Source organism: Paenibacillus sp. FSL M7-0420, from assembly GCF_038002345.1.
Lineage (GTDB): Bacteria > Bacillota > Bacilli > Paenibacillales > Paenibacillaceae > Paenibacillus_AQ.
In genome coordinates this window covers 3,253,535-3,277,418 of sequence record NZ_JBBOCJ010000001.1, presented here as the reverse complement: position 1 = coordinate 3,277,418, position 23,884 = coordinate 3,253,535, and the positions used below count along the sequence as shown (strand labels likewise).

At 51.8% G+C, this 23,884-nt stretch carries 21 protein-coding genes; 4 read left to right on the top strand and 17 right to left on the bottom strand.

All coding sequences use genetic code 11. From position 1 onward, the window contains the following. The first annotated feature begins 70 nt into the window (after positions 1 to 70). Positions 71 to 2,008, top strand: a complete 1,938-nt coding sequence (locus tag MKX51_RS13920) for an AraC family transcriptional regulator (protein WP_340992772.1) — start codon at positions 71 to 73, stop codon at positions 2,006 to 2,008. Positions 2,009 to 2,098: 90 nt separating this feature from the next. On the opposite strand, the gene MKX51_RS13915 is transcribed toward MKX51_RS13920, so the two are convergent. Beyond that, positions 2,099 to 3,169 (bottom strand): Gfo/Idh/MocA family protein, encoded by a 1,071-nt coding sequence (locus MKX51_RS13915; protein WP_340992771.1) that lies wholly within the window; start codon positions 3,167 to 3,169, stop codon positions 2,099 to 2,101. A 15-nt stretch (positions 3,170 to 3,184) separates the two neighbouring features. Next, positions 3,185 to 4,072 carry a sugar phosphate isomerase/epimerase family protein gene (locus MKX51_RS13910; RefSeq protein ID WP_340992770.1) on the bottom strand — a complete coding sequence of 296 codons (888 nt, stop codon included), beginning with the start codon at positions 4,070 to 4,072 and terminating at the stop codon, positions 3,185 to 3,187. A 124-nt stretch (positions 4,073 to 4,196) separates the two neighbouring features. Here MKX51_RS13910 and MKX51_RS13905 point away from each other — a divergent pair, with 124 nt between their 5' ends. Further along, entirely contained in the window at positions 4,197 to 5,090 is an 894-nt protein-coding gene (locus MKX51_RS13905; protein ID WP_340941021.1) for a helix-turn-helix domain-containing protein, read from the top strand. Between the two features lie 170 nt (positions 5,091 to 5,260). Here the strand turns inward: MKX51_RS13905 and MKX51_RS13900 are convergent, their stop codons facing one another. From MKX51_RS13900 to MKX51_RS13875, 6 genes are all read right to left on the bottom strand, one after another. After that, on the bottom strand, positions 5,261 to 6,493 hold the full coding sequence (locus MKX51_RS13900) for an IS110 family transposase (RefSeq protein WP_340990933.1): 1,233 nt from the start codon (positions 6,491 to 6,493) through the stop codon (positions 5,261 to 5,263). A 422-nt stretch (positions 6,494 to 6,915) separates the two neighbouring features. Beyond that, positions 6,916 to 8,076: a Gfo/Idh/MocA family protein gene (locus MKX51_RS13895; protein ID WP_340992769.1), complete on the bottom strand. Its 1,161-nt coding sequence runs from the start codon at positions 8,074 to 8,076 to the stop codon at positions 6,916 to 6,918. A 185-nt stretch (positions 8,077 to 8,261) separates the two neighbouring features. After that, positions 8,262 to 9,470 carry an L-serine ammonia-lyase gene (locus MKX51_RS13890; RefSeq protein WP_340992768.1) on the bottom strand — a complete coding sequence of 403 codons (1,209 nt, stop codon included), beginning with the start codon at positions 9,468 to 9,470 and terminating at the stop codon, positions 8,262 to 8,264. Between the two features lie 17 nt (positions 9,471 to 9,487). Further along, positions 9,488 to 10,327, bottom strand: coding sequence for an enoyl-CoA hydratase/isomerase family protein (locus MKX51_RS13885; RefSeq protein ID WP_340992767.1), 840 nt, complete (start codon positions 10,325 to 10,327; stop codon positions 9,488 to 9,490). Beyond that, the gene (locus MKX51_RS13880) at positions 10,314 to 11,153 is read right to left on the bottom strand and encodes an enoyl-CoA hydratase/isomerase family protein (RefSeq protein WP_076077911.1); all 840 of its coding nucleotides are present in this window, start codon (positions 11,151 to 11,153) and stop codon (positions 10,314 to 10,316) included. The genes MKX51_RS13885 and MKX51_RS13880 overlap by 14 nt, the downstream gene beginning before the upstream one ends. Positions 11,154 to 11,182: 29 nt before the next feature. Then, positions 11,183 to 12,400 carry a M20 metallopeptidase family protein gene (locus MKX51_RS13875; protein ID WP_340992766.1) on the bottom strand — a complete coding sequence of 406 codons (1,218 nt, stop codon included), beginning with the start codon at positions 12,398 to 12,400 and terminating at the stop codon, positions 11,183 to 11,185. Positions 12,401 to 12,634: 234 nt separating this feature from the next. Between MKX51_RS13875 and MKX51_RS13870 the strand changes: the two genes are divergently transcribed. Next, entirely contained in the window at positions 12,635 to 13,948 is a 1,314-nt protein-coding gene (locus tag MKX51_RS13870) for a transcriptional regulator (RefSeq protein WP_340992765.1), read from the top strand. Positions 13,949 to 14,120: 172 nt separating this feature from the next. Here the strand turns inward: MKX51_RS13870 and MKX51_RS13865 are convergent, their stop codons facing one another. Further along, a complete protein-coding gene (locus tag MKX51_RS13865; RefSeq protein ID WP_340941028.1) occupies positions 14,121 to 15,002 on the bottom strand; it encodes a LysR family transcriptional regulator in 882 nt (293 codons plus the stop codon). 120 nt (positions 15,003 to 15,122) lie between these two features. Here MKX51_RS13865 and MKX51_RS13860 point away from each other — a divergent pair, with 120 nt between their 5' ends. Next, entirely contained in the window at positions 15,123 to 16,022 is a 900-nt protein-coding gene (locus MKX51_RS13860; protein WP_340992764.1) for a DMT family transporter, read from the top strand. Positions 16,023 to 16,101: 79 nt separating this feature from the next. Here MKX51_RS13860 and MKX51_RS13855 read toward each other — a convergent pair whose 3' ends face one another. From MKX51_RS13855 to MKX51_RS13820, 8 genes are all read right to left on the bottom strand, one after another. Further along, positions 16,102 to 16,338: a hypothetical protein gene (locus tag MKX51_RS13855; protein ID WP_340992763.1), complete on the bottom strand. Its 237-nt coding sequence runs from the start codon at positions 16,336 to 16,338 to the stop codon at positions 16,102 to 16,104. Between the two features lie 118 nt (positions 16,339 to 16,456). After that, positions 16,457 to 17,944: a DHA2 family efflux MFS transporter permease subunit gene (locus MKX51_RS13850; protein ID WP_340992762.1), complete on the bottom strand. Its 1,488-nt coding sequence runs from the start codon at positions 17,942 to 17,944 to the stop codon at positions 16,457 to 16,459. A gap of 42 nt (positions 17,945 to 17,986) precedes the next feature. After that, positions 17,987 to 18,610: a TetR/AcrR family transcriptional regulator gene (locus MKX51_RS13845; protein WP_340992761.1), complete on the bottom strand. Its 624-nt coding sequence runs from the start codon at positions 18,608 to 18,610 to the stop codon at positions 17,987 to 17,989. Between the two features lie 195 nt (positions 18,611 to 18,805). Continuing rightward, positions 18,806 to 19,582 carry a stalk domain-containing protein gene (locus MKX51_RS13840; protein ID WP_340992760.1) on the bottom strand — a complete coding sequence of 259 codons (777 nt, stop codon included), beginning with the start codon at positions 19,580 to 19,582 and terminating at the stop codon, positions 18,806 to 18,808. Between the two features lie 99 nt (positions 19,583 to 19,681). Continuing rightward, positions 19,682 to 20,461, bottom strand: coding sequence for a M15 family metallopeptidase (locus MKX51_RS13835; RefSeq protein WP_340992759.1), 780 nt, complete (start codon positions 20,459 to 20,461; stop codon positions 19,682 to 19,684). A 70-nt stretch (positions 20,462 to 20,531) separates the two neighbouring features. Further along, on the bottom strand, positions 20,532 to 21,788 hold the full coding sequence (locus MKX51_RS13830; RefSeq protein ID WP_340992758.1) for an FtsW/RodA/SpoVE family cell cycle protein: 1,257 nt from the start codon (positions 21,786 to 21,788) through the stop codon (positions 20,532 to 20,534). Between the two features lie 68 nt (positions 21,789 to 21,856). Further along, the gene (locus MKX51_RS13825; protein WP_036694109.1) at positions 21,857 to 22,189 is read right to left on the bottom strand and encodes a PadR family transcriptional regulator; all 333 of its coding nucleotides are present in this window, start codon (positions 22,187 to 22,189) and stop codon (positions 21,857 to 21,859) included. Between the two features lie 182 nt (positions 22,190 to 22,371). After that, positions 22,372 to 23,826: a DHA2 family efflux MFS transporter permease subunit gene (locus tag MKX51_RS13820; protein ID WP_340944552.1), complete on the bottom strand. Its 1,455-nt coding sequence runs from the start codon at positions 23,824 to 23,826 to the stop codon at positions 22,372 to 22,374. Positions 23,827 to 23,884: the final 58 nt, after the last annotated feature.

The following is a 23,884-nucleotide window of genomic DNA, read 5'->3' as shown; positions in this document are numbered from 1 at the left end:
CAGACTGTCATTGATAATGGTTATCATTTAAAATGAGAAGCAGACAGATAACGGAGGGGAATAACGCATCATGCACAACAGCAATCAATTATTACTTTGGGATCAGGCTGCAATTAGGCTGGTGGATATCCGGCAGATGGAGTTAGCACAAGGCAAAGCTCTTCCTGCGTTCATAATACCCGCCAATATATTCTTACTGTCGGTACAAGGAAGCGCACAAGTTCAGGTAGACCAGGCTGAATTTGCTTGCACAGGCTTTCAACTTTTACATAGCGGCAAAGGGGCGGCCCTAAGCATCGTTTCGGTTAACGATAAATTTATTTACTACATCATTTACTACAAAGCCTTGCTCCATGAAGCGAATCCTTTTCAATCGCAGTATTGCTTTAGCCCTGAGGCACCGCTTTTACTGTATAACAGAATTCAGCAGATGCATCAGAAATGGGACAAGCCGGAAGAGCGACTTCAGGTAAAAGCACTTTTTTACCAGTTCGTTCATCTGACGTTAAAGGAATTGCGCCTGCAAGAGCATAAGACCGAGGTCAGAACAACCTCTGTTGCAGTCCAGGTAATCACTTATATCCAGGAGTATTATGCGGAACCTATTACCTTAGATTCACTTGCCGAAGTATTCAATTTCAGTGCTTATCACTTGTCATCCTTATTTAAGGAGCATACAGGCATCAGTCCGATTGATTACTTAATCCGCTACCGGCTTGACCTTGCATCAGAGCTTCTAATGACAACTAATGCTTCTGTCGGGGAGATTGCAGCCAGCATCGGGTATCAAGACGTGTATTATTTCAGCAGGATTTATAAAAAACGAAAAGGTGTAGCCCCTGCTCATCATAGAAATAGAGAGCTGGAGCAGCACAAAGTTGCTGAAAGTCCATTAAACTTCCCCACATCCTCTATTTCTGAATATAGTGCGGATCTGTATATTAATAATGATAATCATTATCATAATACGGACAAAGGGGAAATACATATGTTTAAACCAACGAGATCTGTGGCCATGGCTGCTATCCTGCTGTGCGGCTCCCTGCTGCTCAGTGCTTGCTCCAACGGGACGAACACAGCAGCAAAGGATTCAAGCAGCGGGAACACTAACGTAAATCAAGCAACTCCGGCTGCCTCTGAAGAAAGTCCGAAGACACGGATCGTATCCACGCCAAGAGGAGATATTGAAGTACCCGCAGAGCCGGTAAAAGTGGCGGCAGACCAATATATGGGCCATTTATTGAAACTGGGCATTGTCCCCGTCGGGGCAAGAACGTTTATGCTCGACGAAGGCTGGATGGACAAGGCGGAGATTCCACAAGAAACACTCGAAAGAATCGAAGATCTGGGAGAATTCCCGATGAATCTGGAGAAATTGACCATGCTGGAGCCAGACCTCATTATCGGTTCCATCGAAGATTATGTTGACCAATATGAGAAGATCGGCACCACTGTTTTTCTGCCTTATTGGGAAGAGCTGTCAACGGCCGGACCGCTTGATAAATTCAGAAGAGTAGCCTCAATATTCGGAAAAGAACAGCAGGCAGAGGAATGGATTGCGGAATACGAACAGAAGGTTGTTGAAGCAAGGTTAAAGGTCTCTAACGTCATTAAAGAAGGCGAGACGGTATCCATCGTACAGTTTGCCGAAAAAACGGTTTATGTGTTAGCGGCAACGGGCGGAAATTATGGTTCCTCCACTATCTACGAAATGCTGCAGCTGCCTCCAACAGAAAGTGCCTTACATATGAAAGAGGGGTTCGAATCAATCTCGCTTGAGGTGCTTCCTGAATACTTAGGTGATTATATCTTTGTCTATAATGGCGATGCTGAGATTACAAACCAGGCAATGGAAAGTGATATATGGAAAAGTGTACCTGCCGTGAAGAATGGAAAAGTCTTCTTATACGGGGATAATTATCATGATGAATTTGTCATGGAGGACCCTTATTCTTTGGAGCAGCAGCTAGATACGGTTGTGAACTTGTTACTGGGGACAGATAAATAACCAGAATTGAGAAGACGGCGGTAAAAGAAAAGGCATGGGGCTTTCCCCATGCCTTTTTGCATTCCATTTTGCTTCCCCTGCTAAAATCTCCTACGCCTTACTCCCTGCCAGCTTAGCGCCCTCTATGAATTCGGCAATACTAAGCTTGCGGCCAGTCCGCGCACTCTCCAGAGCGCCCAGCACCATGGCCATGCTGTAGCGGTTATCGCGGCAATCCGTCTCGGCCGGACGGCCTTCGGCAAGCGAACGGAACATTTCATCGAGACAGCCCTGATGGAAGGTCTCCTCCATCTGTACCTCCGGCGCTTCGATCCGCTCGAATTCATGGAGGAACTGGCCGGAGTGTTCACTCCCGGCACTAATCACCTCGGCATAAGGCAGAACCTGGCCATCCCAGATAGCAGCGCCCTTTTCACCTTGAACCCGCCAAGAAGCTTCCCAGGACGTAGGCACGCCTTCCGCACACCAGGAGCCTTGATAGCAGAACACGGAGCCGTCCGACATTTCAAAAATACAGACCGCCGCCGCATTCCCTGCATACCACGATCCCGGCGGATTGAACTCCTGGCAGTACACACTTACCGGATTAGCGCCGCTGATATAGCGGGCCTGATCGAAGGTATGGATTGCCATATCCAGCAGCAGCGGGCTGTCCATCGCATCCCGGAAGCCGCCGAAATGCGGAGCCAGGAAGAAGTTCGCGCTGATAGAGCCTGTCCGCCCTATAACCCCTGAAGTGATCAGCTCCCGCAAAGAACGGATGCGCGGATCATACCGGCGGTTCTGCATCACCGCATGGCTCCTGCCGGTACGTTCAGCGATGCTGACGATCGAATTGCACTGCTCCATCGTCTCCGCCAGCGGCTTTTCCGCGAATACATGACATCCGGCCTCAAGCGCGCTGCTGGCAATACTGTAATGGCTGGCCGGTACCGTCACATCAAATACCAGATTAGCTGCTGTATCCGCAATTGCCTGCTCCACTTCAGTAAATACCGGGCAAGTAAGCCCGTGCCTTTCTGCCATGGCCTGAGCGGACTCCCGCCGGATATCCACGAGTGCTACAATCTCTATTCCATCAGCATGCTTCAGTGCATAGGTGATCCATTCATTAGCCATAGCCCCGCAGCCCGCCACAACCACACGATGTCCTGCTGTCATAGCTCGTTCCTCCTGTTATACCGGGTTCGGGATGAAGCTGCCGCCCCGGCAGGTTTTGAGATAATTCAGTGCATGGACCTGACCGGTCATCTCCAGATCATCACGATAGACAGGGTCATGCCAGCCTTCAATATCGATCGTTCCCTTATACCCGGCCTGACGAAGAATCGAGATCACATCGGTCCAGTTCGTATCCCCGAAGCCCGGCGTCCGGTGCCACACATAAGGCTTTGGCCCGTGGATTCCGTATTCCTTGATAATATCCCAGGCGATGGTTGCGTCCTTGCCGTGGACATGGAAGATCTTGTCCGTCCATTTGCGCAGCTGCGGGATCGGGTCAATCAGCTGCACCATCTGGTGGCAGGGCTCCCATTCCAGGCCGAGATTATCGGCATTGACCGCGTTGAACATTTTCTCCCAGGCTGTTGGGTTATGCGCAATATTCCAGTCCCCTGCCCGCCAATTCCCATCCATCGAGCAATTCTCAAAAGCGATCTTGACTCCGCGCTCCGCCGCCCGCTTCGACAGCTCACCGAACACCTCAGCGAACTTCGGAATCGACTCATCTATAGATACGCCGGGCAGACGTCCGGTGAAGCCGGAGACCAGATCGGTACCGAACAAATGGGCATGGTCAATCAGCCGTTCCCAGCTGGCTACCGTATCTGAATTATCGCCTGTCCCTGTAAGCGGATTCCCGAATATGCCGACTGAAGAAATTGTGAAATCATGCTCCTCAGCCAGTTCACGCACCTGTGCCGCTGTTTCTGCCAAATCAGTAGTCCCTGTAGTCTGCCAGAAGGTTAAGCTGAAGGATTCGAATCCATGTCCAATAATCTGCGGAATGACTCTGAGCGCATCCCCGCCTCCAACCAGTGTTCCGATTCTTAATGTATCCTGCATCTTGTATGCCACTCCAATATTGGTTTATAGTTAATGCAACATTCCTAGTATATCGCTCATTTTGGGCAAAATCTCTACTTATCTTGTGCTAAACTAGCTGAATCTTGCGGGAGTTGAACCAAGCATGAACTATCCGAAGGAACTCAAGGAATATCCAAGGCTGGAAGAGAAAACGTATCCGTTCCGTCTGTTCTTCAACACCTGCCGGGAGGTGTCGCCTGAACAGAACATCCTGTTTCTGCACTGGCATGAGCATTTCGAGATCATTATTATGCGCGAAGGCCAAGCTATTTTCCATGTGGATAGCAAGCCTTATGAGGCCGGTCCGGGGGATGTCCTTATGGTGCCGTCCGGCGGGCTTCATGTCGGCTATAGCCTGTGCAGCGGTGACCTGTCGTATGTCTCAATTGTGTTCCATGCCTCGCTGTTCAAGGACCGGAACCAAGATTCCCAGCATGAGCAATTCGTAGCCCCATACCTCAATAATCTGAATCAATTCCCGGTTATGCCTGCGGCCCAGCAGCCTGAATGCGCCGCGTATTATCATTTGCTGGAGCGGGTGATTGCCGAAGTGGAGGCGAAGCAGCCGGCTTTCCAGCTCGTGGTGAAGAATCAGCTGCACCTGTTCTTCACCCTGATGTCCCGGGCCTTCCCGGCCCGTCAGCGCAGCGAGCGGGAGCAGGGGGAACGGGGCGGCATCCACCGCGAACGCTTCAAGCCGCTGCTGGAACACCTGGAGAACCACACAGATCAGAAGATGTCGATTGAGGCTGCCGCCAGGTTTGTGAATCTGAACCCTTTTCATTTCTGCAAAACCTTCAAAAGGCTGACCGGGCGGACGTTCATCGATTATGTGAATTTCTGCAGAATGGATGAGGCGCAGCGGCTGTTGCTGGAAACAGACCTTAGCATTACCGAGATCTCAGGCCGGGTCGGCTGTGACAATCCGAATTACTTCACCAAGCTGTACAAGCAATACAAGGGTCTAACCCCTTCCCAGGCACGGAAACAAGGGTGAAAGAATGGAGCGCTACTGCTGACCATCCAGCCTATGTGGCGTGTACAGTCCAAATGTGGTCGGTTTAATACGAAAATAAAAGTACCGGACAATGCACCGCAGACTGGATTTTGACAAAAAAAGACCCACCGCCCTAAAAAAACGTTTCGTTTTTTTTGAAAAAGGGGAGACTATGGGGTAGGATTTAGTTGCACGCTATATCCTAACTGCTGGATATATTGCACGTACCGATCCAACCGGTTTTTCTTGGACGTCTCATCGCCTAGTGAGACGTCTATTTCTTGGTAGGACCTCTTCTCCCGCATCAGGGCATGGAGGATTCGAATCAGCAAATGCGCGGTGGCGACGTTTGCTTTTTTATCGCCTCGTCTCTTACGTATTCGTCGAAAGAATTGGCCGATCCGGTTCGAGGACCGAGAGTTCGCCCAAGCCGCCTGACACAAGGCCCCTTTCAGATGCTTGTTCCCTTGCATCGTTTTTGACTTTCTTCGCTTTCCCGCGCTTTCGTTGTTCCCTGGACACACCCCCGCCCATGAAGCAAACTGCGCATCACTCGGGAACATTTCCGCGACATGCGGCCCCACTTCGGCAAAGATGGTCACGGCAGACGTCCGCTCAATTCCTGGAATGGAGTCAATTTGTTCAATCACCTCCAGGTACGGTTCTGCCTTCGCCTCGATTCGCGCTTCCAGCTCCGTGATCCTTTTCTCCAAATAGACCAAGTGGTCCCAATGGTCTCGAATCATCTCCCGATGATGACGGCGCAACTTGCCATTGAGCGCGTCTAGCAACTGCGGAACTTTCTTTTTTAAACGGGTTTTGACCAGGCTTTTAACGGCCATTTCGTCTACGACCTCGCCGTCCATGATCTTCTGGAGCAGGCCCCGGCCCGAAACCCCATATAGATCGGACATAAAGGTGGTCAGCTTGATGTTAGCATCCTGCAGGATTTTGTGAATACGGTTTTTCTCCGCCGTCACCGCCTGCACCATCTTACTCCGGTAACGGGTCAAGTCTCGCAAATCCCGGATGTCCTGTTCTGGCACCATACTGCCTTCAATGAGCCCGCAACGGTGCAATTGCGCTAACCAGCGCGCATCTTGCATGTCACTTTTTCGACCCGGCATATTCTTTACCCGCTGGGCGTTGGCCAAGACCAGATCACAACTGCCCTCTAAGATATTCCATACCGGTTTCCAAAACACGCCGGTACTCTCCATCACCACTTCCCGACAGCCGTGTTCATTCAGCCAATCTTGCAGGCCTAGCAATTCTCGGGTTGTCGTCCCAAAGGTTTTCAGGTGACATTGTGGTTTCTGTTCGATCGGTCCTTTCAACACGCAGGCCACAACGGTTTCCTGGTGCACGTCTAGACCGGCGCAACACATACGTACAGCATCCATTCCAATCATCCTCCATCGTCAGCTTACAAATCATGCGCTCGAGTGAGTGTAATTTAATACACGTACTTTTGGGGGCTACAATAGGCGATGCTCGAAAAGCGCAATAGAACAGTTTTTCGCACGGGGTGTATCCCAGTAACCGTTTCCGCCCTTTGATTTGTATATGTAGTGTTGACGACTACAGCCTCATTTAGAATGGTTGCGACGGATGCCACCCACTTATTTTCATTCCTGGGGGTGACAAGGCCTCTGTCTTGTCATGCCTGTTTTTCGACTACATTTGGTCCACGCGCCTCCCACCGTAGTAAATGTATTCGGTTTTCCGCATACATTTGGCTCATACGCCTTCCCGGCCTGTCCGGGCCACAGCCCAAAAAACACCGCAGGCCATCAAGCGGCCGGCGGTGTTTCCCTGTCTTCCCTTACATCTCTGATATCGGAACCCAGCGCCGCTGCTCAATCGAACGCTCGACCGCTTCAAGCACCGCCTGGCATTTCACGCCGTCGTTGAAGTTCGGCTCCGGCTGACGGCCTTCCTCAATGGCATTCGACAGCTCCAGCATCTCATGAATGAAGGTATGCTCGAATCCGATGGTGTGGCCCGGCGGCCACCAGGCGTCTGCATAGTCATGCGCCGGATCGGTGGCAAGTACGCGGCGGAAGCCCTGCACATCCTCGTCGTCCGAGGTCAGGTAGACTTCCAGCTCGTTCATCCGTTCAAAGTCGAACTTCACACTGCCCAGGCTGCCATTGATCTCGAAGGAATTGGTCGAGCGGTGTCCAGCTGCGAAGCGTGTCGCCTCGAAGCTGCCCAGCGCACCGCTGCTGAAGCGGGCCAGGAACAGCGTTGCATCGTCTACGGTTACCGGACCGCGCGGCGCATCCTTGCCTGCCTTGGCACTCAGACCAGTCATCTCCGTAGCCAGTGGCCGCTCCTTGACGAAGGTCTCGCTCATCCCGATAACCTCCTCCACATCCCCTACGAGGAAATGGGCCAGGTCAATCAGATGCGCCCCCAGATCACCATGCGATCCCGATCCGGCAACCTCCTTCTGGAGCCGCCAGACCAGCGGAAATTCCGGATCGAGAATCCAGTCCTGCAGGAACCATGCGCGGAAATGATAGATGGTGCCCAGGCGGCCGCTATCAATCAGACGCTTCGCCAGCCGCACCGCCGGGGAGAAACGGTAGTTGAAGCCAATCATATGCGCAATTCCCGCCTTTTCAGCAGCCTCCAGCATCTCGCGGGAATCCTCCAGATTCAGCGCCAGCGGCTTCTCGCAGAAGATATGCTTGCCTGCGGCCGCAGCCGCAAGTGCAATCTCTTTATGGGCATTACTTGGCGCATTAATATCGACCAGATCAATATCGCTGCGGGCAATCAGCTCTTTCCAGTCGGTCACACTCTCCGACCAGCCAAGCTGTGCTGCAGCCTCTGTAACCGCTTCCTCATTGCGTCCGCAGATGACCGACATTTGCGGCTTAACTGCCTTGGGGAAGAACATCGGCAGACTGCGGTAAGCGTTGCTGTGGGCCTTGCCCATGAATTTATAACCTATCATTCCAATGCGTAGCTGTTTCATTTGGTGCCTCCTCACTGAATAGACTACTCGATGTACACGCATACATTTTCTCATTCAGGCCGCGCTTAAGTCAAATCCCTTCTTGGCGGGCGGCCAGATCTGGCTTACATAACCACAATTAAAAACGCCCCCTCTGCCAACCGGCAGCCAGGGACGTTCCTCATCTATAGCGATATCATTTTCATTTAACTGCCCATGTTGTAGAACTTAGCGAGCCCGCCCTCTGAAGTTTCGCGGTACCTGCTGTTCATGTCCAGGCCTGTCTCATACATGGTCTGTACAACCAGATCAAAGGATATTTTACGGGAACCGGACAAGAACTTCGCCAGACTCAGCGCATTGATCGCCCGCATCGCACCCACAGCATTCCGCTCAATACAAGGGATCTGAACCAGTCCGTTAATCGGATCACAGGTTAACCCCAAGTGGTGCTCCATGGCCACCTCCGCCGCATACTCAATCTGGTCGATCTCCATACCCGACAGTTCGGCGAGTGCAGCCGCAGCCATAGAGCAAGCCGTGCCCACCTCCGCCTGGCAGCCGCACTGAGCGCCGCTGATCGAGGCGTTCTGCTTGACCAGATTACCGATGAGCCCGCCGACCGCCAGCGCCCGGAGAATCTGTTCGTCCGGGACCTGCAGCTTCTCCTGCATATAACGGAGCGAGGCGGGTACAACACCGCAGGCCCCGCAGGTTGGAGCCGTTACGACTGTACCGGCAGCCGCATTCTGTTCGTTGACGGCAAAAGCGTACGCGCTGACGATCCGGTTCTCACGCGTCTCCGGGCTCTCATCCACAGTCCCCTGATGATACAGATATTTCGCCTTGCGTTCGACATTAAGCCCGCCTTCCAGAATACCTGTGACGGATAGCCCCTCGTCGATCGAACGCTTCATCGCTTCCCAGATGCCTTGGAGGAAATCCCAGATCTGTATGCCTTCACGCTGCTCGACGTAATCGCTTAGCTGAATATGATTCGCTTTACAATAGGCACTGATCTCGGCAAAGCTGTTCTCCGGGTAGACATCAGGTCCCCGCGTCTCCTCCCGCCCATCAATCACGATCTCCCCGCCGCCGATACTGGCAACACGCATGGAGGCTGTTTGCTGACCGTCTTGGTAAGCAAACAAGTCCATGGTATTGGGATGAGGCAGATCAAAGTCAGGCTGTGGAACAAATTGAACCTCCGTCCGGACGGGATAGAGTGCCCGGATAATAGCCTTGTCCGTCATATGGCCTTTACCTGTTTTGGCAAGGGAACCATAGATCAGTGCCTTGAACTGGTCTGCGTCTTCATTTTCTGCTTTGAAGATTCCGGCCGCCTTCTCCGGCCCCATGGTGTGGGAGCTCGACGGTCCGCTGCCAATCTTAAATAGCTCAGTCAACGATCTCATAGCACCCTTATCCCTTCTCAGTTGTCTTTCCTCTGAAAACGATCCTTAAGCTTCATCAGCCGCTCGTGAATTCCCTCTTCATCAATCGCCATATCAACCAATTGGTGAGTAAGCTGAAGCCCCTGATTCTCTGCCAAAGCTTGTTTCCACGGATGCGCCACAATCGAATGCGTAAGATGCCTCGTAGAGCGGGGGGCCTGCATAATCATCTCTGCCAGCTCCCACGCCCGTGGAAAGAGCTGTTCACGAGGCAATACCTCACTGACCAGACCGAGGTCTAGTGCCTCCTCTGCAGTAATGTTCATCCCCGTGTATGCATAGTATGCCGCTTTCTTGGTTCCCAATATCCTTTGAAGTGCCAGGACGATTCCGTCTCCAGGCGGAACACCGCCCAGATAATGGGCATCGAAGAACACGGTGTCCTCAGCACAAAGGGTAATATCACAAAGCGTTCCCAATTGCCAGTGCGCGCCTGTGCCATTGATCGCCCCAATCGTGGGGATATCCAGGCAATGAACCATATTTTCAATCATTCGGAGCGATTCATGATACATCTCCAGCTTCCGGCGGTTCGGCCAATCCATGAATTTAGTGGTCCAGACTTCAGGATTGCCTGTCTGCCACAGCTCTCCTGTCCCTGTAAGGATCATGACCTCATTCTCAGGATCACGGCCAATATCTGACCATACCTGACCATATGCCGCTTGGACCGGCCAGTCGAAATGTAAAGGTCCCCCGTCAGTGTGCATACGTACTTCGAGGATGCCGCCGCGGCGGGTCATGAGGAATAAGTCCTTGTACTTCTCAGAATACTCTTCGAGCCGGGTAGGTCCCGTCATCTTTCTATTGAACATCATTGCCCATCAGGCGTCCCTGCATTTTCTTCAGCCGCTCCAGCGCTCCTTCTTCATCAATGGCCATGTCGTACATCTGGTGGGCCAGCTGGAATCCCTGATCGGCGACCAGAGCCTGCTTCCATGGCCGGGAGATGATGGAGTGAGACAGATGTCTCGTTGAACGCGGTGCCTGCATGATCATCTCCGCGAGCTCCCAAGCGCGCGGAAGAAGCTTTTCGCGGGGCAGCACTTCACTGACGATACCCAGGTCCAATGCGGTCTGACCATTGATATTCTTGCCGGTGTAGGCGTAGTAGGCTGCTTTTTTGAACCCGATCATGCTCTGCAGTGTGAGCAGCATTCCATCTCCCGGAGGCGTGCCTCCCAGATAATGCGGATCGAAAAAGTCCGCGTCTTCCGTACAAATGGTAATATCACAGAGCGTTGCGAGTTCACAGTGCGTTCCTGGCCCGTTAACCGCCCCGATCGTCGGAATGTCAATGCAGAAAATCAGATTTTCAAGCAGTCTCAGCGATTCATGATACTGTTCGAGCTTCTTTTGCTTCGGCCAATCCATGAATTTCGTATTCCAGACCTCAGGGTCGCCAATCAGCCATTTATCCCCGGTTCCCGTAATAATCATAACTTCGTTCTCAGGGTCACGGCCAATATCTGACCAGGCATGAGACCAGGCGGTATGAGCTTCCCAATTGTGCGTGTACGATCCTCCGTCGGTGTGAAGACGCACTTCAAGGATTCCGTCACGGCGGGTCATTAACAGGAATTCCTTGTATTTCTCCGAGTACTCTTCAAATTTGGTCGGTCCAATCATACGTCTCTCTGTCATTGTAATTCCTCCTAAGTTTGGTTTAGAGCTTATCTGTTACTTTCAAGCCAGTCTCTGGCAAAAGCTGCATAAGCCGCAGCCCCTCTATGAAGCACCTCATCCGCGAACATCGTCTTTGGATGGTGTACAGGGTAACTATACCCATCTTCGATATTGCCTGCGTTAAGAAACACTGTGGTACTTGGCACCGCCTGTGAGACAAAGGCGAAGTCTTCCGAGCCCATTAATTTCCCGCCGGGTACCAGCTCAGTTATACCGATATAGGAGCCGTCGCCAAAGGTATTTGCAATCGAAGCCCTCATTTGCTCATTAAGTCCGCCATCCGTTTTCACCTCAGGACAACCCCGCGTATAGATCACTTCCATTTTTGCCTGAAAAGTTTCTCCAATACCTGCGGTAATTGCGCGGATGCGGGCTTCCACTTTCTCCCGCAATGCTGCGTCAAATGTGCGCACGCTTCCTTTCAATCTGGCCGTATCGGGAATCACGTTGTTCGTAGTTCCGCCTTCCATCACCCCAATGGTAAGCACTGCATTATCAATAGGTGAAACTTCCCGGCTAAGAATACCCTGCAGCGCCAGATGAAGATGAGCCGCTACATTTAAGGGGTCCACTGCGGCCTCGGGCATAGCGCCATGTGAGCCCCTCCCCCGGATGATGATTTCGAACCAATCCGAGGAAGCTGAAATCGCTCCGCCTTCCTCAGGTACTACAAATTGTCCGAGAGGCAGCGGCATTCCGGTCAATACGTGAAGCATCATGGCGGCGTCCACCTTGGGATTGTCGAGAATCCCGCTTTCAAGCATCATTTTGGCCCCATGCAGCGTCTCTTCACCAGGCTGAAACATAAGCTTGACCGTCCCGCGAAGCTGCGCTTCGCCCGCCTTCAGGATCTCTGCGGCTCCCAGCAGCATGGAGGTATGCATATCATGGCCGCAGGCGTGCATGTTCCCGTTCAACGACGCGTAAGCAAGCTCTGTTTCCTCTGAAATGGGCAAAGCGTCCATATCCGCACGGATCAGCACCACCTTCCCGCCTTGCTGTCCGCCAATGGTAACGGTTAGACCAGATTCCCCTACGGGAGCGGGCTTAAGTCCCATAGACTCCAGCGCCTCTTTCACGTAGGCCGTTGTCCTGGGCAAACTTAGATCAAGCTCCGGAATCGCATGAAGATGATGCCTGTACGTGACCATTTTGTCCTGCAACTGCTGGGCCATACTCATTAAGTCTCCAGCTTTTTCAATCACAAATGAACATCTCCCAAAGCATAAATTAAATGAACGTAAGAACAGCGCGGGCATTCCTCCTTTATATTTTAGGACTTTTTAAGAACACTTTTATCGTACTGGCATTTTCATTCGCTGTCAAGAGATATTAAGACATTTTAAGAACATTATTTCAGGGGCTGTCGGAACATTGTAATATCACTTTTATTGTGATATAACTCTTTTGATTGAACTGTTTTATGAAAGGAATCTATTATGACAATCAAACTGGGTATTATCACGCCTGAGACCCATATGGATTATTTCCGCACCATTGAAGAAGAAATGCGGCCCTTATGCCAGTTCCGTTTTCTTACCATCAGCAGTTTCCAGGAAACAACTGACATCTATCTTAAAAACTTAGATGCGGTGGATGGATTTGTGATCAGCGGCAGGATGCTTTACGAATCCATCAATAAGGAATGCCTGGATGATAAAGTCCCTGTTCACATTTTGCAGGATGATGAGAACCTGCTGTACAGGGAGCTTTTCCGGCTGCTGGTTACAGAACCTGGACTTGATATCTCCCGGATCTATGTGGATTATGCATATATCATCGAATCCTTCAGCGAATTCCAGCAATACCTGACTCATGAGGGAAAGCCCGTTGATAGCGGAGATCTGTCCGAACGGGTGGAGACCATGCTGGAGAACCATATCAGTCTGTGGGAAGACAAGAAAATAGATCTGTCCATCACGGCCTTCGGCCACTTTGTTCCGGAACTCCAAAAGCACGGCGTCAAATATATCTTAATCCGGCCCACTTTGGAGAGCGTTAAAGAGACCATCAGCGAGATCATCAACGAGATTACCATCCTCAAGCTTAAGAACCAGCGGGCAGTGGTAGCATGTTTATCGGTTCAATTGGCTGAGCCGGCATCTGAAGAGCAGCTTCAAGAGCTGAAAGTCCTTGTCGGCAGGTTTCTGCGCAGCGTGAATCTGGCAGACACGGCCCAAATCTCAGATGGCTATGTCAGACTGTACACCACCTTCGGCAATTTCATGAGAATCACCTCTAACGCTCATAACTGTTCCCTGCTGGAGTATCTGGAGGAGCGTATACAGGGCAAGGTAAAGATCGGCTGGGGCTCGGGGCATGAATATTTTCAAGCGAACGTCAACGCCACCAAGGCTCACAGACAGGCGGAAGCCTATACAGGCAGCAGCAGCTTTTTTATAGACGAGAATCAGAAGGTTGCCGGCCCCATGCGGAGCATGAATGTCATCCAGTTCTCCGAACAGGGGGACCCGGACATCCTCGCGTTAGCCAAAACCATCGGAATCAACAACATCAATTTGCAGAAAATCATGTCCTACGCAGAAATCATGCGAACCAATAAATTATCCTCTGAGGATGTTGCAGAGTGCCTGTCCATGACCGTCAAAGGTGCAAACCGAATCCTTAACAAAATTGAAGAAAGCAAACAAGTACAAACAGTATTTGAAAAAAGAGACAACAGTAAGGGGCGGCCCAAAAAATACTACGAGCTGTTGTTTCTCGACAATGAAGGGCGCAAATTAAGCGGGTGATGCGCGGATGACCATTGGTAAAAAGGCATGTTTTCAAAACAAGTGGAAACGGCTTTGCCGTCCTTTTAAAGGACGGTACCGTTTCAGCGAGAAATAGAAGGATAAGTTATCGTGTGAAACATATAATTTCTTATATTTTAGAAAACATGCCTTTTTTACGCTTTTTACCAAGTTAAACGGCTCCTTGGCTAGACGACCAGTGCTGCACATGCTGCAAGAACCGCCGCGTGGCAGGTGAAGCATATTTCATGGAGTTGACCGCGATGCCAAGGGAACGGAAGCTCCGCTCCTCCAGCTCAAGCATAGCTACACGCTCATGCTGGAACCCGGTGACCAGCTCCGGGAGGATGCTGATGCCCAGGCCTTTTTCCACCATGGCAATAATGGCGTAATCGTCCCCGGCCGAGAACTTGATGTTCGGCTTAATTCCGGCCTTCTCCAGCACACGCTGCACATCATAATCCGAGCCGGGCTTCGGAATAATGAAGTCCTCATAGGCGATCTGGGCAAGCGGCATATGAGGGGCCTTGCTCAGCGGATGGTCCAGCGGGAGAATCGCCAGCATCCGGTCCTGCTTAAGCGGAATGACTTCGAACCGCTCCCTTGTCGGCAATGAGAGGAAGCCGCAATCAACCACCCCAGCCTCAATCCACTGCTCAATCTCCAGATATCCGCCCTCCATCAGCTTGAACTCAATGTAAGGATATTCCTCACGGAACTGCTTGATCATATCCGGCAGCCAATGGACAGAGACACTCGTGAAGGTACCTATCGTAATTGTCCCTGTCTCCAGACCGTGAATATCCGCCACCTGCTGCTTGAGCTGCTCATTCCAGTTGAGGATCTCCCGGATGGGCTGCATCACCTGCTCCCCATTCACCGTGAGCTTCACCCCCGAACGGCTGCGCACGAGCAGCGGGAAGCCGAATTCATGCTCCAGGCTGCTCAGCGTGTGGCTGATGCCGGATTGGGTGAACCCCAGCACCTCTGCGGCCCGCGTCAGGCTGCCCAGCTCCACCACTTTCAGGAACACTTCATACTTGATCAGGCTCATCTCCAGTCTCCTCGCTTAGCATGAGAATTACTCATGTATCTTATGATAAACATTCAGTTACCTTATGTATTCGAGCGTATTATACTATACTCACTTGAAATAAAGAAGGATGATGAAAGAATGAAGCCGCTAAAGGCCGAGCTGATGCTCATTGTAGTAACCTTATTCTGGGGCTCCTCCTACCTGTTCATGAAGCTGGGACTGGGTACAATGGGAGAATTCAATCTGATCGCACTGCGCTTCGGGCTTGCGTTCATCCTGGCGGGGCTGCTGTTCCGCAGACGGCTGCGCAGTGTCGATGCCAGAACCTTGAAATACGGAGCCTTGCTCGGCTTCCTGCTGCTTGGCGTATTCACCTGCATCACCTTCGGGCTGAAGACGACCACCACCTCTAATGCCGGATTTCTGGTTGCTCTGACTGTTGTGTTCGTTCCGATGCTGGAGGTTCTGGTATTTCGAAAAAAAGTCGCACCCCCGCAGATCTTCGGAGCTGTTCTCGCCATCAGCGGCATCGGGCTGCTTACGCTGAACGGCTCGCTTCAGATCCGGCCTGGCGATCTCCTCTGCATTCTGTCCGCTGTTTTCTATGCGGTGCAGATTCTAGTGACGGGCCGGGCGGTCAAGACCTGCGATTCGCTGAATATCGGCATTCTGCAGCTCGGCTTCGCCGGGGGCTATGCCCTGATTCTATCGGCTATCTTCGAGACGCCTTCGCTCCCGTCCACCCTTCCGGGCTGGATCGCGATTCTGGCTCTGGGGATCTTTTGCAGCGCCTGCGGGTTCATCCTGCAGCCTGTGGCCCAGAAGTACACCTCACCGACCCGCACCGGTCTGATCTTCGCCCTTGAGCCGGTATTCGCTGCCTTCTTCGGCTACTTGTTCGTACACGAACAGCTTTCGCTCCAGGGCTACACCGGTGCCGCCCTTGTCCTGCTGGGCATTCTGGCCTCCGAGCTGCTGGGCAAGCTGCATATGGTTCCTCCGGCAAGGATGCTGAAGAAGCGGCGGGCGCATTTATAGCTTCTTCTGACAGATCGAGTGGATGCGGGACAATTGCCTTAGACGCTCATCCGCTCCTCCCTTCTGGCTAAAGCTACTCTCACGTACCCTCACGCGCCGCTCCCGGTCCAATTGTAATCGGTTTTTCGATTACATTTGGCTCACGCGCCGCTCCCGGTCTAATTGTAATCGGTTTTCCGATTACATTCGGCTCACGCGCCGCCCCCAGTCTAAATGTAATCGGTTTTTCGATTACATTCGGTCTACGCGCCGCTCCCGGTCCAATTGTAATCGGTTTTTCGATTACATTCGGCTCACGCGCCGCTCCCCCGCCCATGCATTCAGTTTTCCCCTACATCCGCCCCGCATCATTCATCGGGAACAACAAAAAACGCCCCCTGCCAACCGGCAGTCAGGGACGTTCTTTGTGTGTCGCCTATAACAGCTACAACCGATTAATGCCCCATCATCATCGCGGCATCTGTCTGCTGTTCTTCAGGAGAAGGTGCAGCGCCTGCTGTCTTCGGACGGCGCAGGATCAGACTGAGGACCACTCCGGCCACGGCGATGCAGCCCGAGAGGAAGAAGACATCCCCGAAGCCCTGTACGGCAGCGGCAAGCGGATTGCTTCCGGCCGTCATCGCACCCATATGCACCGCAATCTGGCTGGTCAGGTACCCGGTCATGCCGGCAACAGCGAACGACACCACTACCTGCTGGGCAGCGGCGGTAAGCGGGGTAACCCGGTTCACCCATTCACGCGGCGCAGAGTTCAGGACATGGGTATTGAGTGGCATCATCGACAGCCCCATGCCAAGGCCCATCATAACCAGAGACAGCATAATAACAGGAAGACTGGTGTCTACTGTAACTCCGGAGAGCAGGAACAGGGCAGTCGATATAATACTGAGACCTACGAATACTAGCGGACGCGCACCGATCCGGTCGAACAATCGGCCGCCCAGCGGCATCCCTATCCCGGAAGCCAGCGCCTGCGGGAGCAGGATCAGCCCGGTCTCCAGCGGCGTGTAATTGCGGATCTGCTGGAGGTACAGCGGAACGAACAGCATGGAGCCGAACAACGCGGCCTGTGTGACCCAGGACAGAATAATCCCGCGCGTGAAGTCCGAGGAACGGAAGACGCGCAGCTCCAGCAACGGGTGCTTCTGCAGCAGTTCTACAATGACAAACAGCACCAGTGCAACGCCGCCGACCGATAATCCGACAAGCGCTCCGGTGGAGGTCCAGCTCTCGCCGCCGCCTTGATTAACGCCATAGGCCAGCATGGAGAATGCAATCGGGGCCAGAAGGATTCCGAGGATATCGAGGTGGGCTCTTCCCTTTTTCTCGGTCACCGGCAAGTATTTAAGACCAAGAATAATACCCACGATACCGATAGGCAGGTTAATCAGGAAAATCCAGTGCCAGCTCACATACTCCACCAGATAGCCTGCGAGGATCGGGCCAAGGGCCGGAGCCAGCAGCATTGGAATACCGAGCATCCCCATGATCGAGCCTCTGCGCTCTGCCGGAGCGAGTCTGAAGACCATCGCCATCCCGATCGGAGCGACCATGCCGCCGCCAAGACCTTGAATGACGCGGAACAAGACAAGCTGTCCCGAAGTCTGAGCTACAGAGCATAACACAGAGCCAAGCACGAACATGGCGATGGTCGTTAGGAATACCTGCTTGGACCCGAACCGGTCGGTCATATAGCCTGCCAGTGGAATTACAGCAGCGAGCGCAAGCGTGTAGCCGGTAATCGCCCATTGAACAGTCTTCAGGTCCGTATCGAAATATTGCACCAGATTCGGAACGGCCACATTGACTGCGGTGCTGTCCAGAATAACCATGATCATGCCGACAATAATCGCCAGCAACGATGGAAGTATAGCTCTCAGCGAGAACGGCGCCTCTGCGGCGGCGGTGCTATTTGGATTCATAGGTTTTGACATTCTCTTGTCCACTCTTTTCTCTATTCATAATTAGTTATACTTGTGAAAATACTGCTCAAACAATCCGTCAATCTGCTCCTCCAGCGGGGCCAGCTTGAAGATCTGCTGGAGATCCTCCCGTTCCTTCGGCAAACTGCTGACCATAATGACCGGGAAGACAATCGCCCCGTAGATCTGCATGTTCATCATCATGAGCTTATCGCGGTCCGGTTCGCCGGTAATCTCCCCGAGAGCATCCAGAATCCGTTCAATCCGCATCAGCTTGGAATATTTCGCATATTCATCATGCGAGCCCATAATATGATGCCGTTGGTCAAGCATCTGCCGGGCCATACCGGGATATCGGCTGAGATTGGCAATGTACCGCGTGAAGAACAGCTTCAAGCGCTCTTTTGGCGGTAAAGATGTATCCTCCAGCACCTTGAAAGCATCGTCAAAGGTAGCCATAAGCTGCTTCACAGCATCGCCGAACAGCTTCTCCTTGGAGCCATAGTGGTAGTTCACCAGGGCCAGATTAGTCTCAGCTCTCGCCGCGATACTGCGCAGGGTAATGCAGTGGAATCCGTCCTCACGGATCAGCGCAACCGTGGCATCGAGGATAAGTTGCTTCGTATCTTTATCTGAAGAATCAGCTTTGTTGCCCAATTTAACCATAATGCAGCTTGTCGCCCTCCTCTGTCACAGAATCTTAATCATTGATCTAATCAACGATTTAAACATTGTTTAATTCGAATTTAAAATTACTCTCTTTCCGGCATTCTGTCAACAGAAAGTTAAAGGGAGAATTCCTACAGCTATACTTAAGCCGTGGAATTCTCCCTCGGGAGTGAAGTTATGTCTTATGCGAATTTAGGATTGGCCCGGGCTGGCCAATACTTCGCTGGCTGCCTGGACCGGCATTAGAGTTAGGTTGGTGAGCTTGCCTGAAGCGCCAAATTCCAGAGTCAGTACAGCCTCCGCTTTGGTGAAGGACAATACGCTCACAATCGTGATTACTCCATCCTGCTGTGTGCTGGTGGTCGATTTCACTCCGTGGTAACTGCCCGCCAGCGAGTTAATCCCATCCCAGCTCTGCTGGAGAACCGGAAGAGCAGCGGGTTCTGCTTCCTTGGCGTAATACCGCTCCTTCAGCGCCGGATAGTTACCGGTTGCCAGCAGACCTGCTATGGCAGTTGCCATTACCTCCGGTGTGTATACGTCAACCTGAGCTGTTTCCGGATTATAAGAGGTAACTAACCCGATCGCTGCAAAAAAAGATAGCGGCGCGTACGCTCTTTTTTGTTTTAACTCAAAGCCGCCTGTAAACGGTACTTTGTTCTTGCCGTCCAGCACAAGCTCCTTACCGGATAATCTGAACTGAACGCTCTCCTGGAACCGTTCCAGCAGGAACGTTCCGGTAGCCCCACTGAAGGTGACCTTATATTTGAGGGCTTGTGCCGTCTCACGCAGTGGAATCATGACATCCGGTCCGTTGGTATAGGCCGATGCTTCACCTGTCTGCAATTCCTGACCGTTCACGATAATCCTCAAGCTTCCGGCGGCACTCACGTTATCACTGGTCAATACACCTGCTCCTGCTGCAAATAACATTACACTAAGGAATACGGCTGCGATTCTTTTGATCAAATCGATCCCACCTTTCCTATATTCGAATATTATGCACGCATGCTTCAGAGATTAACCTTGCATTATTCATTAACCGTTCTATACAGCTTTGGAACAGCCCTACTCGACTTTGAAGTTGAAATATTGCTTCGGGTAAGGCTCCTTGATCAGTGTGAAATGCCACCATTCCTTGGCGTACGGCTTGAAGCCCTGCTTCGTCATCGCATCCTTCAGAATCTTCCGGTTCGCATGTTGGGTGCTGCTGATGAGATTCGTATTATAGTAAGAGATTTCGCCGAAAAAATCATAAGGACTGCCCATATCCACCAGCTTGCCTGTACTCTTCTGAGCCAGCGTCAGGTCGATCGTGCTGCCCCGGGAATGCCCGGATTTCTTGGCGATGAAGCCCAGCTTGAACAGATTCCGCTTGTCCAGCTTCGGATAATACTGCGCCTTCATCTTCAGATCACCGGCATCTTGTGACCAGCGCACGAAGTGATTAACGGCTTGCTGCGGACGGTAAGCGTCATAGATTCTCAGGATATAACCCTTCTGTTCCAGATCTTCGCTAACCTTCTTCAGCGCAGCAGCGGCAGTCCGCGAGAAGATCGCCAGCGGTGCCTTATATCCGTCCACCCTGGTGCCGGTAAAATTATTCTCGCTATAGTAACGGATCTCATATTGCGCCGAGGGAATAACCTCATCCAGATAGACAAAACCGCCGGGGAGATTGTTTTTCTTTACAACTGGACTCTGTGCCGGAACTGCTGAGGTATTCTGAATCTGTGGTATTGCCGTAAATCTTGCTCCGGCTTTGGGTGCAAGCAGCATCGTTCCGCCCAAGATCAGCGCACATGAGATGAGAGCCAGCCTTCTGCCTGCCATGTGCAGCTTCTTCACTTGTCAATCCCCTCCTCTCGCAGTATCCCATATTTTACCCTTCCAGTATACTTGTAGCCGCAGAGGCCGTCTATAGTCCAGACGGAACTTGTGCCGCAGGGAGCATATCCTTCCGCCGGTATACCCCCATTAGCAATCCGACAGCGGCGAATTCAATTAGGACATGCTGCCCGTAGCTTAGGAAAGGAAACGGTATGGATGTAAGCGGCATTCTACCGCTGAGAATGGAGAGGCCGTACACTAAACGGATGGAGATCATCAGTGCCATGCCAATAATCAGCATCCGCCCATAGGTATCGCTTACCGCGCGGGCATAGGAGATCATTTTGAGAACAAACCAGCAGGTTAAAGCAAGGAGCAGAAGACCACCCGTCCAACCGAAGCATTGAATGAGATACGCCGGAAACAAATCCGTATAAGGATAAGGAAGGGCATCTCCCAAATAGCCAAACCCCTGTCCTCTCCAGCCTGCTGATTGGATAGCATCTATAATTTCACGATTCATATAACCAGTTGTGTCCGGTCTTAAATTAAAATTAATTGCTCCAATCAGCCGTTCCCGAAGAATGTGATCATTCCAAACATAGATTCCTCCTGAAAATAAGGATACAGCGGAAATTAATATGCCTGTCACCCAGCGCCGGGAGATCCAGATATACATGATCAGAGAAACAACCAAATATAAGATTAACTCTGGAAAGGAAGAAACTGAAGCATAAATTACCGCAGGCAACAGCAGGAGCAAGAGCTTCAATAACTCTCTGATCCGAACGTTATAGCTTCGCAGGAAACCTGGACGGGTCCATATCCCTGCCAGCGCAATGATAAACACATAAGGACTATAACCAATAAGGTCAAAATAAAATCCCGCAACCCCAACATAGCGCCTGGTCCCACTGTTCATATCAGGAACCAGCAAAATGCTGACTGCGACAGTCATTAGCGCAGCGATATATATACTCCCTGATGCTTTTTGCATCCTCTTAAAGTTAATAAAGTATAATCCTGTCATAAGGCACACCCCGAGAATAATAAATATCAGTTGGCGCTGCATAGGCACCAAGTGATAGCGTTCCAAGTAACCTCCTGCTTCAATAGATCCCATCCCCAGCAGACTTACCGCCGACAACAGAATAACACCCGCCAGCAGTGACCAAGGAATCCTGGGCTTGTGAATCTGGTGCAGATTCCGGCCGATGGCCTGCGGGTCTCCCATTTGCGCGATCGCATACCGCTGCGCCTCTTCTTCGGAAGCACCAAGCTCCAGCCGCTCCGACACCAGGTCTGTGAAGTGTCCGCTAAGCTCGTCCCGGATTTCACTGTGCATCCCTTTGGCTCTAACCTCTGCGCATACTGTATCCAGATAACGCTCCAGTTCCTTCTTACTCTGCTCCATCAGCCGCTGCCCTCCCCCAGAACGGTATCCATGGCACCCTTGAACAGCGCCCATTCCGCCTTCTTCTCCTGAAGCTTGTGCTTGCCTTCATCCAATAGCCGGTAATACTTGCGTCTGCGTCCGTCTACCTCCATCCAATACGCTTCCACCCAGCGTTCGCTCTCCATCGCATGGAGAATCGGGTAGAGCGTACCCTCCTTCAGGGCAAAAACTCCCTGCGAGCGCTGCTCCAGCTCTTTAATCAGCTCGTACCCGTACAGCGGCCTGTCCAGCAGCAGAGTGAGGATCATCGTCCCCGTGCTCCCCTTCAGCATTTCTTTGCTGACCTTCATCGGCATTTCCTCCTGTTTGTTTCACCTATACATCGTTAATCTATGCTTAATATACAGTATTAACCAAACGAAGTCCAGCCGCCTCACATCCGCCTCCATACATTAGCAAACACAAATAAACCTCTCCCGCCAAATGGCTGCCCATTTTAGCAAGGAGAGGTTCTTAGTCAATAGCAGATTAATTAATGCATAGAAGCCTGAGTCTTGTGCGAAACGATGACACGCTTAAGGAAGAACGCAATCACCAGACCTATAATAGCCATGACCATCCCGAAGATGAAGGCATTCTGCACCCCATGAGTGAAGGCAGCGCCGATGTTCAGCGGATCAGCCGGGTTAGTGACGGTCTGCATGTAGCTTTTGGAGCCGGAGGTCATGATGCTTACCGCCAGTGCTGTACCAATCGCACCCGCCACCTGCTGAAGTGTATTCATAATGGCAGTACCATGCGGGTAGTATTCCAGCGGAAGCTGATTGATACCATTCGTCTGGGCAGGCATCATAATCATGGAGATTCCGATCATAAGCACACTATGAAGCACGATCACGAAGACTACGGTTGAAGTAGCTGTAATCCCCGAGAAGAACCACAAGGAGACAGCGACGAGCACCAGTCCGGGGATAACCAGCCATTTCGGACCGTATTTGTCGAACAGACGTCCCATGACCGGCGACATCAGCCCGTTGATGATTCCGCCCGGCAGCAGCAGTAATCCTGCCTTGAAGGCTGAATACCCTTGTCCCTGCTGCAGATACATCGGAAGAATCAGCATCGAGGAGAGAATGACCATCATACAGATGAAGACCATCAGTACCCCTACCACGAACATCGGGAACTTGAAGGCGCGCAGATCAATCATCGGCTGCTTCATCGTCAACTGGCGGATACAGAACAGAATAAGGGCAATCGCACCGATCACGATGGCGATAATAACCTTCGGACTTCCCCAGCCTTCCGCTTCACCGGCGCTGCTGAAGCCGTAGACAATACCGCCGAAGCCGAAGGAGGACAGAATAATGGACAGGACATCAATCTTAGGCTTCGTCACTTCCGTGACGTTCTGCATGAAGAGGATTCCGCTAATTAGAGCCATTACCAGGAACGGCAGGGACAGCCAGAAGATCCAGTGCCAGCTCAGGCTCTCAATCAGCAGACCGGCAATCGTAGGTCCAATTGCCGGAGCTACCATGATTACCAAGCCGATAAGTCCCATCGCCGCCCCTCTTTTCTCAGCGGGAATGATGATTAGAATCGTATTGAACATCAGCGGCAGAAGCAGCGCGGTTCCCATCGCCTGCACCACTCTCGCAGTGAGCAGAAACTCGAAATTCGGCGACATCGCCGCAAGGAACGTGCCCAGAATAGAGAAGCATAGGGCAGCGACGAACAACTGTCTTGTGGTGAACCACTGCAGAAGCATCCCTGAGATCGGAACCAGAATACCCAGCGTCAGCAGATAGGCGGTAGTCAGCCACTGCGCCGTCGATGGTGTAATTTGCAGAACATTCATAAGATCACTTAAAGCTACATTTAGGGCGGTCTCACTGAACATGCCGATGAAGCCGGCAATCAGCAGGGAGATCAGAATGGGTAAAGTCTTGAATTGCCGGGGCTTACTTGAACCCTTGTCAGTCATAGTTGCATTCACTCTCGTATCCTCCTGGTATCTGTGTATATCTCTCTATGGTCTTGCG

Bases quoted from the DNA above. Each gene is read 5' to 3' on its own strand.
- MKX51_RS13820 (WP_340944552.1), bottom strand. From the start codon at position 23,826: ATGACTGACAAGGGTTCAAGTAAGCCCCGGCAATTCAAGACTTTACCC.
- MKX51_RS13830 (WP_340992758.1), bottom strand. From the start codon at position 21,788: ATGCACAGTGAAATCCGGGACGAGCTTAGCGGACACTTCACAGACCTG.
- MKX51_RS13915 (WP_340992771.1), bottom strand. From the start codon at position 3,169: ATGACAGCAGGACATCGTGTGGTTGTGGCGGGCTGCGGGGCTATGGCT.
- MKX51_RS13860 (WP_340992764.1), top strand. From the start codon at position 15,123: ATGAAGCCGCTAAAGGCCGAGCTGATGCTCATTGTAGTAACCTTATTC.
- MKX51_RS13825 (WP_036694109.1), bottom strand. From the start codon at position 22,189: ATGAAGGTCAGCAAAGAAATGCTGAAGGGGAGCACGGGGACGATGATC.
- MKX51_RS13850 (WP_340992762.1), bottom strand. From the start codon at position 17,944: ATGAATCCAAATAGCACCGCCGCCGCAGAGGCGCCGTTCTCGCTGAGA.
- MKX51_RS13885 (WP_340992767.1), bottom strand. From the start codon at position 10,327: ATGATGTTCAATAGAAAGATGACGGGACCTACCCGGCTCGAAGAGTAT.
- MKX51_RS13890 (WP_340992768.1), bottom strand. From the start codon at position 9,470: ATGAGATCGTTGACTGAGCTATTTAAGATTGGCAGCGGACCGTCGAGC.
- MKX51_RS13880 (WP_076077911.1), bottom strand. From the start codon at position 11,153: ATGACAGAGAGACGTATGATTGGACCGACCAAATTTGAAGAGTACTCG.
- MKX51_RS13920 (WP_340992772.1), top strand. From the start codon at position 71: ATGCACAACAGCAATCAATTATTACTTTGGGATCAGGCTGCAATTAGG.
- MKX51_RS13870 (WP_340992765.1), top strand. From the start codon at position 12,635: ATGACAATCAAACTGGGTATTATCACGCCTGAGACCCATATGGATTAT.
- MKX51_RS13910 (WP_340992770.1), bottom strand. From the start codon at position 4,072: ATGCAGGATACATTAAGAATCGGAACACTGGTTGGAGGCGGGGATGCG.
- MKX51_RS13845 (WP_340992761.1), bottom strand. From the start codon at position 18,610: ATGGTTAAATTGGGCAACAAAGCTGATTCTTCAGATAAAGATACGAAG.
- MKX51_RS13865 (WP_340941028.1), bottom strand. From the start codon at position 15,002: ATGAGCCTGATCAAGTATGAAGTGTTCCTGAAAGTGGTGGAGCTGGGC.
- MKX51_RS13855 (WP_340992763.1), bottom strand. From the start codon at position 16,338: ATGGGCGGGGGAGCGGCGCGTGAGCCGAATGTAATCGAAAAACCGATT.
- MKX51_RS13900 (WP_340990933.1), bottom strand. From the start codon at position 6,493: ATGGATGCTGTACGTATGTGTTGCGCCGGTCTAGACGTGCACCAGGAA.
- MKX51_RS13905 (WP_340941021.1), top strand. From the start codon at position 4,197: ATGAACTATCCGAAGGAACTCAAGGAATATCCAAGGCTGGAAGAGAAA.
- MKX51_RS13895 (WP_340992769.1), bottom strand. From the start codon at position 8,076: ATGAAACAGCTACGCATTGGAATGATAGGTTATAAATTCATGGGCAAG.